Source organism: Mucilaginibacter sp., assembly GCF_028288105.1.
In the GTDB taxonomy this organism is placed as follows: domain Bacteria; phylum Bacteroidota; class Bacteroidia; order Sphingobacteriales; family Sphingobacteriaceae; genus Mucilaginibacter.
On sequence record NZ_JAQBOI010000206.1, the window covers coordinates 1 to 11,424 of the forward strand.

At 37.7% G+C, this 11,424-nt stretch carries 10 protein-coding genes and 2 pseudogenes; 8 read left to right on the forward strand and 4 right to left on the reverse strand.

Annotated elements, in window-relative coordinates:
* Together JWQ85_RS13925 and JWQ85_RS13930 are read left to right on the forward strand one after the other, a co-directional pair.
* A pseudogene (locus tag JWQ85_RS13925) lies at positions 1-347 on the forward strand (glycosyltransferase family 2 protein); the annotation flags it as partial.
* A 14-nt stretch (positions 348-361) separates the two neighbouring features.
* Entirely contained in the window at positions 362-1,420 is a 1,059-nt protein-coding gene (locus JWQ85_RS13930) for a glycosyltransferase family 1 protein (RefSeq protein WP_299468950.1), read from the forward strand.
* Here JWQ85_RS13930 and JWQ85_RS13935 read toward each other — a convergent pair.
* Positions 1,417-2,154, reverse strand: coding sequence for a glycosyltransferase family 2 protein (locus JWQ85_RS13935; RefSeq protein ID WP_299468952.1), 738 nt, complete (start codon positions 2,152-2,154; stop codon positions 1,417-1,419). The two genes, JWQ85_RS13930 and JWQ85_RS13935, sit on opposite strands and share 4 nt — an antisense overlap.
* 273 nt (positions 2,155-2,427) lie before the next feature.
* On the opposite strand from JWQ85_RS13935, the gene JWQ85_RS13940 reads away from it, so the two are divergent.
* Both JWQ85_RS13940 and JWQ85_RS13945 read left to right on the forward strand, forming a co-directional pair.
* Positions 2,428-3,609 (forward strand): glycosyltransferase, encoded by a 1,182-nt coding sequence (locus tag JWQ85_RS13940; RefSeq protein ID WP_299468954.1) that lies wholly within the window; start codon positions 2,428-2,430, stop codon positions 3,607-3,609.
* Positions 3,599-4,738 (forward strand): glycosyltransferase family 9 protein, encoded by a 1,140-nt coding sequence (locus JWQ85_RS13945; protein WP_299468956.1) that lies wholly within the window; start codon positions 3,599-3,601, stop codon positions 4,736-4,738. Before JWQ85_RS13940 ends, JWQ85_RS13945 begins: the two co-directional genes overlap by 11 nt.
* 111 nt (positions 4,739-4,849) lie before the next feature.
* Here JWQ85_RS13945 and JWQ85_RS13950 read toward each other — a convergent pair whose 3' ends face one another.
* Positions 4,850-5,572, reverse strand: a complete 723-nt coding sequence (locus JWQ85_RS13950) for a hypothetical protein (protein ID WP_299468958.1) — start codon at positions 5,570-5,572, stop codon at positions 4,850-4,852.
* A gap of 178 nt (positions 5,573-5,750) precedes the next feature.
* Here JWQ85_RS13950 and JWQ85_RS13955 point away from each other — a divergent pair, with 178 nt between their 5' ends.
* The 3 genes from JWQ85_RS13955 to JWQ85_RS13965 are packed head-to-tail and all read left to right on the forward strand — an operon-like array spanning position 5,751 to position 9,323.
* Entirely contained in the window at positions 5,751-7,574 is a 1,824-nt protein-coding gene (locus JWQ85_RS13955) for an ABC transporter ATP-binding protein (protein ID WP_299468960.1), read from the forward strand.
* A gap of 6 nt (positions 7,575-7,580) precedes the next feature.
* Positions 7,581-8,390, forward strand: a complete 810-nt coding sequence (locus tag JWQ85_RS13960; RefSeq protein WP_299468962.1) for a DUF5672 family protein — start codon at positions 7,581-7,583, stop codon at positions 8,388-8,390.
* Between the two features lie 18 nt (positions 8,391-8,408).
* Positions 8,409-9,323 carry a glycosyltransferase family 2 protein gene (locus JWQ85_RS13965; protein WP_299468964.1) on the forward strand — a complete coding sequence of 305 codons (915 nt, stop codon included), beginning with the start codon at positions 8,409-8,411 and terminating at the stop codon, positions 9,321-9,323.
* 9 nt (positions 9,324-9,332) lie between these two features.
* On the opposite strand, the gene JWQ85_RS13970 is transcribed toward JWQ85_RS13965, so the two are convergent.
* Positions 9,333-10,223, reverse strand: a complete 891-nt coding sequence (locus tag JWQ85_RS13970) for a glycosyltransferase (protein ID WP_299468966.1) — start codon at positions 10,221-10,223, stop codon at positions 9,333-9,335.
* A gap of 101 nt (positions 10,224-10,324) precedes the next feature.
* Positions 10,325-11,008: a porin family protein gene (locus JWQ85_RS13975; RefSeq protein WP_299468968.1), complete on the reverse strand. Its 684-nt coding sequence runs from the start codon at positions 11,006-11,008 to the stop codon at positions 10,325-10,327.
* Positions 11,009-11,191: 183 nt separating this feature from the next.
* Here JWQ85_RS13975 and JWQ85_RS13980 point away from each other — a divergent pair.
* Positions 11,192-11,424: pseudogene (locus JWQ85_RS13980) on the forward strand (glycoside hydrolase family 3); the annotation flags it as partial.

Consider the following 11,424-nt stretch of genomic DNA (forward strand, 5'->3'; position numbering starts at 1 on the left):
TTGACGCCTACATTTATCATTACGGATGGGTAAAACCACCATCGGGCCTGGCAAATAAGCTGCGTAATTTTAACCAGTTTTATCATGATGATGAGTGGATGGCGCAAAATCTGCCCGAAACTTTTACATTTGATTATAGCCATAAGAACCCCGACAGGCTGGTGCATTTTACCGGCACACACCCGGCAGTAATGCAAAAGCGACTGGCGGCCACCAACTGGAGTTTGGATATCGACTTAAAGGAATTGGACAAGAAAATGAGTTTTCGCCGTAAGGCGCTGCAAAAAATAGAAGACCTTACCGGCTGGCGGGTTAGCGAGTACAGGAATTATAAAATCATTAAATAAGCGTATATAGGATAATGTCGACACCAAAGGTTTTAGTTACGTTCGATTCGATGAAAAATCCCAATTCCGGATATTATTCATTTGGCAAGGGGCTTGGCGATGCTTTGATTGATCAGAATAAAAATAAATTTATACTGAGCTATTATATGTTCAGGAATACAATTTACTTTTTTAACAATAAAGTAAAAATTGTTTTCCTTTCCAGGTTTCACAGAATCTTTTTTTGGCGATATAACCAATACGATATAGTACACTTCACCGATCAGACTTGCCGGTTAAGACCGTGGAAAGTTAAAGCAAAAAGGATAATGACTATCCATGATGTTAACAATGTTCATTTAAAGTTTAAGCCCGAACGTAAAATTAAGGCTTTAATTAGTAACCTGAAAAACAAGATATCCTACTGTGATAAAGTGGTTGCTATTTCACAATTTGTAGCAGATGATATTATAAGGCTTATACCCGAAGCCGAATCTAAGCTGAGTGTAATACACAATGGTGCAGATAAACTTCATGTTCCGGATAACTTTCTGCCAAATTATGTACCCGCGGGGCCGTTTGTTTTTACTATAGGGTTATTATCGGTTCAAAAAGGGTTTCATTTAATACCACCACTGTTAATAGGGAATGATTACGAATTGATAATAGCAGGTATTGAAACAGTTCATAAAAATGTGATTATTGAAGAAGCGGAAAAGTTTGGTGTTATAGATAGGCTAAAAATAACAGGCCCGGTTACCGATTTTGAAAAGGCCTGGTACTATAAAAATTGCAGTGCTTTTGTATTTCCATCAATTGCAGAGGGTTTTGGCTTACCGGTGATTGAAGCGATGTATTTTGGCAAGCCGGTTTTTTTATCAAAATTTACTTCATTACCCGAAGTAGGGGGCAATGTTGCCTATTACTTTGACAACTTTGAAGTGGAGCATATGCAACAGGTATTTGACCACGGCATAAAAGATTTTAAGGAATACAACCGTGCAGAAGCCATAATAAATCATGCAGGGAAATTTTCATGGGAAAAAAGTGCAGAAAAATATTTGAACCTGTATAATGAAGTGCTGAGAGATTAATGGGATTTATTTTTCAGGCCTCTTTTAAATCGCCAAAATGTAAATCGGATCCATATTTTCATCCCAAAGTATTTTCTGACCAACCTGCTCCTATCTCTCTCAAAAATTTTATCAATAGATGTGCTGGAGATTCCTGTTTGGTTAAAATTGGCAATAAGATAATCCTTAAAAACAAACCGAAAATAACCACTGTTAAATAACGACATATTTAGCGCGTAATCAGCAGAAATAGGGTAACGCGTATTAAATTTATAATCAGCGAAAACGGCCCTGGGGTAGATCATAGCCTGATGGCAAAGACCATATTTTGCAAAGCCATATTCATTTACAGATATTGTTGGCCCACCCAGTGTCATAACCCGGCCATAATAAATACAGCTACTATCTTTTAGTTCGTAACATAGATTGGTAAAATCATTAAACAATACATCGTCTGCACCCAAAAAATACACCCAATTTCCCGAAACATATTTAAGGCCTTTATTCATTGCATCATAAATGCCCTTATCCTTTTCGCTCACCCAATAAGTGATATTCTTAGTGTTCACCTTTAGTATCTCGACGGTATTATCAGTGCTTTGGCCGTCAATTATTACTATTTCAAGCACCGGATACTTTTGTTTGTATATACTATCAAGACATGCCTGCAAGGTTTTGCCGGCATTATAAGTGACAATAACAATAGAAACTTTGGGCGTATCAGCGGTTAGGGTATTGCCTTGTGATGTTAACATTTTGAATTATTTATACGCCTATTCGGCGTATATTTGGTGCTTTGATTAATAACGCACTGCAAAGTAAATGTTTAATTACATAGCAATTAATACAATTTACTTAAAATATATCATCAATAGTGAATTCGTTTCTTTGGCAATGTATAAAGAATCAAAATGTAGTTTTTTGAAGAAATGTATAAGTTGCATTAATAAGATACTTCATAAAACAACATTAAAGAATAAATAAAGGCATTGATGTTATATTAATCCAACAATAAGGCTGTTTAAATAATGAGAGTATTATACTTCTTTCCTGATGATTTAGGGCAACAAACTGCAGGTAATAAAACCCGCGCTATTGAATTGCTAAAATATTTTAAAGAACGTAAGATACATGTGGATCTTGCCGGCCTTAAAAACGAAAAGGGGGATTCTGCTTCGGATAAAAAAGCGATCGGCTTTTTGAAAAATAATAGCCTTGCTGATAATGTTTATCTGTTGCAGCGCAAGCCCAATAAGAAAAGTATGATCGTTTACTTTTTTAGGTATAAACTATGGGATCTTATTTATTACCTGTTTGTTTATCCCTTTAAATCAAATATCCCTACAGTTTTAACAATTGCGCTTAAGAATGCTTTTGAAAATGTATTATCTACTAATACATACGATTATATAATTATCAGTTATGTACAATATGCCAGGCTGGTATCCAACAAAAGATTGATCAAAGGCGCACGAACCATTATTGATACACATGATTTTATCACTGCGCAGTTTAAGTATAAAAAGCGCTTTCATCTTGGAGTAACGTTTCAGGATGAGATTGAGCGATTAAGTACTTTCGATGAAGTATGGGCAATCTCAAACGAAGAGCAATATATTTTTGGCCAGTTTTGCAAATCGAATATAAGAATTGTGCCTTTAATGATAGATACACATCTTCAGGAAATGAAACCCATAGTGGAAAAAAACTATGACCTGATTTATGTAGCCAGCGACAATGTTCACAATAAACGGGCGGCAGAATGGTTTTTTGAACAAGTGTATTCGCTCCTGCCTGCTAATATCACTATTTGCGTAATTGGGCTAATTAACAAATCAATACCTGATAAGTATAAGTTGAAGCGGGTGGAATTTGCGCAAAACCTTGACATGTATTATGCAGATGCCAAAATTGCATTATGCCCTATGCTTACCGGTACAGGTGTAAAAGTTAAAGTGGTTGAGGCCCTGGCATTTGGGCTACCTGTGGTGTGTAATGAACGAGGGGTAGACGGACTCCCAAATAAACGCCTTAATGGCTGTTTGGTAACTAATGATCCTGCAAAATTTGCACAGCATATTATTAACCTGTTAACTGATACCGTTTTATACGATACACAACGGAAACAGGCAGAAGAATTATTCCATATTAGCTTTAGCAAGAGCATAATTTATAAAGAGCTGGATAACGCTTTTAATAATGGATATTAAAAATCGTAATTTATTTAGGATAACGCGTTTTGTGTTGCTTAGCCTTCCAAAGCTATTGCGATTTTTTGCCCGGTTTCGGAAGCCTGCAAAACGCCTGCTCATAATAAAAACCGATGCCATTGGCGATTACATCTTGTTCAGGAATTTTATCGAAGTAACTATGCGTTCCGAAAAGTATAAACACTATCGCATTGATCTGCTGGGCAACAAGCTATGGCAGGATGTTACATTAAAGTATGACAAACAATTTCTACATGAGACCTATTTCATTGCACCCAACAGCTTTTATGAAGCTCCATTAAAAACTTTTAAGTTGGGTTGGCGTCTGTTTCTTAATAACTACGAAGTTGTGCTGCAGCCCACCTATACACGTGTTTTTATCACCGACGGGCTTGCAGCCTTAACCGCTGCCAAACAAATATTTGGTTACCAAAGCGACAATGAAGGCATCGTCCCCCGATATAAAAACCAAACAGATAAATTTTACACGCAAAAATTATCGTTACCCCAAGGTGTGTATTTTGAGTTTAATCGCAACCGTTTCTTTTTTGAAACAATATTGGACACTACTTTGGCCATCAAACAGCCATTCGTTGAACACCAGGGGAAAAATAAAAAAGGTATCGCTATTTTGCCAGGTGCAGGTGCATTTAAGCGCGGATGGGAAAAAGAAAAATTCCTTGAACTGATAAAACTTCTTCTTTATCATACTAAACAGCCCATTTATCTTATTGGCGGCCCCGGCGAAGTGGAGAATGGCGATTACCTGATGCAAAACCTTCCGGGCGGAAGAATTGGGAGTTTTATTAATAAAACATCCCTGCCGCAAATGATTGAAATAATAGGTAATTCTACACTACTTATAGCTAACGAAACCAGTGCCATCCACATGGCTGTAGCTACCCAAGTACCCTCGGTTTGCATATTGGGTGGTGGTCATTTTGAGCGCTTTGCCCCGTATCCTGATGAGGTAGACTGCAAGCCGGTTTGCGTTTATGAAAAACTTCCCTGCTACTATTGTAACTGGCTTTGCATTTTTAAGACAGAAGAGCAAGAACCTTTTCCCTGTATTTCCAACCTAAATATTGATAATGTTTGGCAGGCCACCAGGCAGTTTTTACCAGCATGATTAACTGTGGTAGTTAATTGCGATATGCTTTGGTTAAACATGAACTTAACAGGTAGTTAAAAGCAGTTACTAAGGGGTCTAAACCCTTTAGTAACTGTTGATTTTTTTATTTTACCAAATAAAACCTACACCAGAAGTGCCCGGTGCAGAGCTGTAATCATTAAAAAATGTATGAAGATTAGGGCTCACTTGCCCGCCATAGGTTCGGGTTCCACCAAGTATTACTGTATATTCGTGACCACTACCATCACGCCCATCTGCTACAATTTCTAAATCGCCGTCATTCACCAAAACAAGCATCATGTTTCTTGGTAACCTTTCAGGGTAAGTATGATTTGTGCATCTATAAGATTGTGTTTTGCTATCCCAAACTGGCGTGGTTCCACTGTATGCAACCATATTTAAATCGTTTTGAAGACGAAACTGAGTGGTTTTGTTAACTGTGTTCCCTGTACCCCAAAGATAAACTCCTGTTGGGCTATATAAAACTAAATCGCCGTTTGCTTGATTAGAAAGCGTGTATCCGTTAATTGTCCAACTTTGTTTAGGTAATGCATTAAAGTATGGTACAGTATTATTATTAGCCGGGAACCTTCCGATTACAACGTAAGTTGATGTGAGCCTTAGGGGAACAACAGTGTTGGCGTTTACACATGTAACATCATTAATTGTTATGGGCCTTGTTTTAATAGAATCAGTTAACAAAGAGTCAGCCTTCAAAGTTGAAGATGGTTTAGTTAAAAGTGCACTGTTTTTAGATTTTGAATTGTCTTTTTGGCAGCCCCATATTAATAAAAATAAGGAACACAAAAGAAGTGTAATCGTTTTTTTCATGGTTGTTTTATGATAAAGTTATTTCTTCAAATGTAATTAATTCTTTAAGAATAAACTAATTTCTCTTAAGGTAATTTATATTGTTTTTTGAACTTAAATTTATTTAATTAGGCTTAAATAATAACATATCAATAAACTTTATTATAAGCGATGTACCTTTACAACTTATATTTTTTTAATGAAGACATACTTCCGGTTATTATCCTTCGCAAAGCCAATTGAAAAATTTGCTATACCTTATATTATAACCACTCTTTTTTCTATCATATTCAGCACGTTAAATCTGGCATTACTGGCTCCTTTGCTGCAAACGTTATTTTCCGATAAGACAGATGGATTTACAGAACTTGGCCCAAAACCCTCGTGGTTTGATATTATGGCTTCGTTTAAATATTATGTACAGTATGCTATAAATAATTATGGTACATGGGGGGCCTTGCAGTTTGTTTGCGGTACCATTGTTATATCGGCCTTGCTGGGTAACCTCTTCCGTTATTTATCTCAGCGTACTATGGAGAATCTACGCGTACATACGCTGTTAAATCTGCGTCGTACGGTATTTAATAATGTTATGAACCTTCATATGGGGTTCTTTACAAACGAGCGTAAAGGTGATATTATATCAAAAATAGCTTCAGATGTTCAGGTAGTACAATTTTCAGTAACCGGCACTTTGCAAGTAATATTTAAAGAGCCTTTAACATTAATTGCGTTTTTGGTGATGCTTTTTTTGATATCGCCAAGCCTTACGCTTTATTCATTTTTGATTATTCCGGTATCGGCATTTGTAATATCGCGAATTGTGAAAAGGCTAAAGCAACAAGCCATTGCGTCACAACAAACCTACGGTAACATGATAAGTTACCTGGACGAAGCACTTTCGGGTATAAAAATTATAAAAGCGTTTAATGCCATCAATTTTATAAAAGATCGGTTTGATCAAGAGAATAAAGAGTATTCCCGCATAACTAAATCAATGGCCCGCCGGCAGCAATTGGCATCGCCCGTTTCTGAGTTTTTTGGGGTTACTATGGTTGCGGGTATTGTTTTATACGGGGGGCATTTACTTATAAATAAAACTTCGCCGTTATCAGCACCCGAGTTTATCACCTTCATCGCGTTGTTTTCGCAGGTGATGCGCCCGGCAAAGGCTATATCAGATTCATTTAGCAATATCCACTCGGGTATAGCGGCCGGAGAGCGGGTGCTAACACTTATTGATGAAAAGCCAAAGATATACGATGCGCCAAATGCAATAGATATTGCCGGATTTGATGATGCATTACGTTTCGAGGATGTAAGCTTTGCCTACCAGGAAAAAACAGTACTATCTCACATTGATCTTGTTGTGCCAAAGGGTAAAACTGTTGCGCTTGTGGGCCCATCTGGTGGTGGTAAATCAACCATGATGGACCTGATACCCCGTTTTATAGATCCTAAAAGCGGCCGGATAACTGTTGATGGTAACGATTTGCGCAACATTACGGCAACGTCGTTACGCACCCTTATGGGAGTTGTAAACCAGGAGTCGGTTTTGTTTAACGATACTATTTATAACAATATAGCATTTGGTAAAACCGATGTTAAACCCGAGGATGTAGAAGCCGCGGCACGTATAGCAAATGCCCATAACTTTATTTTAGAAACAGAGAATGGCTATCAAACAAACGTAGGCGATAGGGGTACCAAACTATCAGGCGGACAAAGACAGCGCATTTGCATTGCACGGGCTGTGTTAAATAATCCTCCAATAATGTTATTAGATGAGGCAACCTCGGCATTAGATACCGAATCTGAAAAGCTGGTGCAGGATGCTTTGAATAACCTGATGAAAAACCGCACATCACTGGTAATTGCACACCGTTTAAGCACTATCCAGAATGCAGATATAATTGTGGTGCTTGAAAGTGGCAAAATAGTTGAACAAGGCACCCATCAGGAGTTGCTTAACAACAACGGCCTATACCGAAAGCTAATTGATATGCAAACTTTTAATGATTAAGACGGGATGTCGGAAAATAAAAAAGTAGCAGTTGTTATACCCTTTTATCGCGAAAGTATTGACCAATTTGAACGTATAGCGCTTGAGCAGTGCAATAAAATACTGAGTAGCCATACTTTAATTGCCATTAAGCCTCATAAGCTCACGTTGCCTGAGGATGCCAATACCATTAAATTTACAAATGTAGTAAGCTTTGAAAACAGCTACTTTGAAAACATTGAAGGATACAACAAGCTCATGTTATCCTCCGAATTTTATGAAGCGTTCCTGGCGTATGATTATATACTTATTTACCAGCTCGACGCGTTTGTTTTTAAAGATGAGTTGAATTACTGGTGCGAACAGGGCTTTGATTATATAGGCGCTCCCTGGCTGCGGGACATTGAACATCCGGACTTGGTTAAATCGATAAAATCAACGCTGAAATACTACCTGCATACACGTTATGACGTGCATATAAAAGGTGAACCAAGCAAATATCAGTATGAAAACAAGGTAGGCAATGGTGGCTTCTCTTTACGTAACGTGCATAAATTTTATAACTTATGTATAAAGCATAAAGCAATGATTGATATGTATCTTGAAAAAGAGACGCATCATTATAACGAAGACCGTTTTTGGAGCGTAGAGGTAAATCGTAAACGCAAAGTTTTGAATATACCCGATTATAAAACAGGTGCTAAGTTTTCAGTTGAACATGCGCCACCCCGCGCCCTTAAGCTTAATAATGGCCAGTTGCCCTTTGGCTGCCATGCCTGGGATAGAACCCTCGATTTTTGGAGACCTATATTTAAACAACTGGGATATAGTATTTAATTATATTTGAAACAGAAAATGCGATCATCTCCGCTTGTATCCGTAGCACTATGTACTTACAATGGTGAGAAATATTTGGCTGAACAGATTGAAAGCATAATCAATCAAACGTATACAAATCTTGATATTATTATTGTTGATGATAGATCAACAGATAACACTTTTAATATAGCAAAGCAGTTTTCGGCTAAAGATGCCCGCATCAGGTGCATTAGTAACACGGAAAATTTAGGATTTAACAAAAACTTTGAGAAAGCACTTGGTTTAACGCGTGGTGATTTTATTGCCATTAGCGATCAGGATGATATTTGGGAGCCAGAAAAAATACAGGTGCTTGTTGATAGCATTGAAGATAACTGGCTTATATTCTCCAACTCCATCTATATATCGGCAGAGGGTACGCCAACAGGAAACAGCTTATTACAGGGTTTTAAATTCGGTAACTGGGATTTTCGAAGCACTTTGATACTAAATTATATAACAGGGCACACTTGCCTTATAGCGCGCGAGTTTTTGCAATATATTTTACCTTTCCCCAAAGCCGGATATTATGATTGGTGGATGGGTTTTGTTGCCTTGTATCATAACAAAATAACATATGTTGATAAAGAACTCACCAGGTACCGTGTACATGAAAGCTCTGTTATCCAAAACGTGCTGAATAATGATAAGCTGGCTTTTGAGATATTAGATTTTAAAACAAGCTTAACTATGCTTGCCAATTTTGCCACGTATAAAAATTTAAGCGAATCGGACAGGAAACTTATTACCGCGATAAGAGATGCCTGCGAGCAAAAACTAAAAAAATCATATCACCTTCCGCTTATCCTGTTGATTAATAAGCATTATCATGCTATATTCCCCAATCATAAAAAAAGAAAGCGCCTTTCTAAACTTGGGTTTGCTGTAAGATATTCCCGAAAGCTTGGGTAAATGGTAGCATTAAGCTTGATTTTTTTTGAAGGCCTTTATTTTTTTGAAGGTGAAAAAATTAAGCTTTAAAAACAGCTTCATATTATACCGCAAAAAGGTATTGTTTTTCCAGAGGGTATTAAACGCGGAATTAACAGGGAGCTTAAATAATAATAGCTGTTCAATAAAACGTTTAAAGGTTAATTTCTCAACCTGGTAAGATTGTAATGGAGTAAGCCTTTCAATATTTACCGGTAGCCTGCTGTTCCATTTACTAAATACACGTATGTTATCCTCCATCCAGATACGGTCAAAATTCCCTTCAGAAAAATGATTTATTAATATTTCAAAGGTAACGGCAACCTTATATTTTGTACCAACGGCCAGCGAAAAATCAACATCATAGCCATGGAAGCCCGGGCAGGTTTCTGCATCAAACTTAAACTGAGCTGCTACTTTCCGGGTTGTGCAAAGCCATACCCCATCTACATAAGCAACATCCGAAAGTTTTTCGTTCCGGGGATTCAGGTAATCATGTACAGTCTCTTTATCCTGAAATTTAAAAGATTGCAGGATATTCATATAAACAGCATTACTGTTTACGCCGCCCCCGGTTGAGGGGCTAATAGGTAAATAAGCTGCCCCAGCTACGCCAATCAAACCAAGCTGCGGATCGGTAAACAAGGCGGCTAATATATTGCCCCATCCATCCGTTTTAATATGGATATCTTCATGAATAAAGCATAAAATATCATATTTAGCCTTGTCAATGCCTTCATTATATATCTGGCATATCCCCTTTTTTGCCCCGCGGTTTTCTGTAGCAATAATTTCATAAGGCACGCCCACGGTTGCAGCAATATTTTCACTTATGTTTTGTAGCTGGACTTTATCTACAGAAGCTATAATTATAGAAAGCATTTATAAACGAATGATAAGCCGTAAAGGTAATTAAATAACAAAAGAGCCATAGATTTACTACAGCTCTTTTTGTTTATATATATTTATTAGGGGATTAGATATTACTGAAACTTAAAGCCTAAGCCCAGTTGAAACACTTGGTTGCGGTAATCGGGTATAGCGCTGCTATTAGAATGGTTCTCACTCAAATCAATGGCATACCGGCCGCGTAGCTCAACATTACGGTTCAAGTCAATACCAACACCAATAACGCCGGATATATAACTTTTATCGCCACGGTAACCGTATTCAGATTGAGATATGGTGTTAAACCCATCATCATAAGTATTACGGGTTGATGTGATGAATGTAAATTGCGGGCCAATAACAAAATTGAAACCCGGCACCAGCCTGAATTTTGCCAGCAGAGGAACATCAACATAATTGGTGCGCTGCTTAAATGTACCGTCAATAGTTTCGGCCTTATATCCTTTTTGCGAGAATAAAACTTCGGGCGCGAAAGATAACGGATAGGCAATAGGCACTTCGAATGTTAAACCTGCATGCCACCCGGCAATAGTGCTGGTACTAAAATCTGAATTATAAGCATCAACAGTGTTTGAAAAATTCACACCGCCTGCTAAACCAACCCTGGGTCTGTAAAAATCATCGGCACGCCTGTTATAACGTTCCTGAACAGGTGCCCGCCTAACTACTCGTGCCCTGCGGGGGCGTCGGTCATAACGTTGTGCACTAACTTCGCCTGCAATCAGCAGGCATATAGCCATAAAGAGAATTTTTTTCATCGGTTTAATTTTATTTGTTTTGTGGTGAACTATCGTGGATGGCCCACAATATTTCATGCCGGTTAATTTTATAACCTATAGAGTGAAATTTCGTGCCAAGGTTTATTCGGGATATGTTTTCTAAAATCTTAGATAGGTAAAACAATTAGCTGAATTTTAGATTTAAGCTACATTTGGATAATAATGAAACAAAAAATTTACGTTGCCTGCATCCTCCTTTTTATGTTAAGCCTGCTTACTCAAAGCAGTTTCGCTCAAAAAACAAGCTTCATTAATTCATTAAGCGAGCAAAACCACTGGGTAGATTCTGTATATAAAAAAATGAGCCGTAAGGAGCGTATTGGCCAGCTTTTCTACGTAAGGGCACATACCAATATGGGCAAAGCCTATGAAGATTCGGTAGGGAAAATAATACA

Bases quoted from the DNA above. Each gene is read 5' to 3' on its own strand.
- JWQ85_RS13930 (WP_299468950.1), top strand. From the start codon at position 362: ATGTCGACACCAAAGGTTTTAGTTACGTTCGATTCGATGAAAAATCCC.
- JWQ85_RS13935 (WP_299468952.1), bottom strand. From the start codon at position 2,154: ATGTTAACATCACAAGGCAATACCCTAACCGCTGATACGCCCAAAGTT.
- JWQ85_RS13940 (WP_299468954.1), top strand. From the start codon at position 2,428: ATGAGAGTATTATACTTCTTTCCTGATGATTTAGGGCAACAAACTGCA.
- JWQ85_RS13945 (WP_299468956.1), top strand. From the start codon at position 3,599: ATGGATATTAAAAATCGTAATTTATTTAGGATAACGCGTTTTGTGTTG.
- JWQ85_RS13950 (WP_299468958.1), bottom strand. From the start codon at position 5,572: ATGAAAAAAACGATTACACTTCTTTTGTGTTCCTTATTTTTATTAATA.
- JWQ85_RS13955 (WP_299468960.1), top strand. From the start codon at position 5,751: ATGAAGACATACTTCCGGTTATTATCCTTCGCAAAGCCAATTGAAAAA.
- JWQ85_RS13960 (WP_299468962.1), top strand. From the start codon at position 7,581: ATGTCGGAAAATAAAAAAGTAGCAGTTGTTATACCCTTTTATCGCGAA.
- JWQ85_RS13965 (WP_299468964.1), top strand. From the start codon at position 8,409: ATGCGATCATCTCCGCTTGTATCCGTAGCACTATGTACTTACAATGGT.
- JWQ85_RS13970 (WP_299468966.1), bottom strand. From the start codon at position 10,223: ATGCTTTCTATAATTATAGCTTCTGTAGATAAAGTCCAGCTACAAAAC.
- JWQ85_RS13975 (WP_299468968.1), bottom strand. From the start codon at position 11,008: ATGAAAAAAATTCTCTTTATGGCTATATGCCTGCTGATTGCAGGCGAA.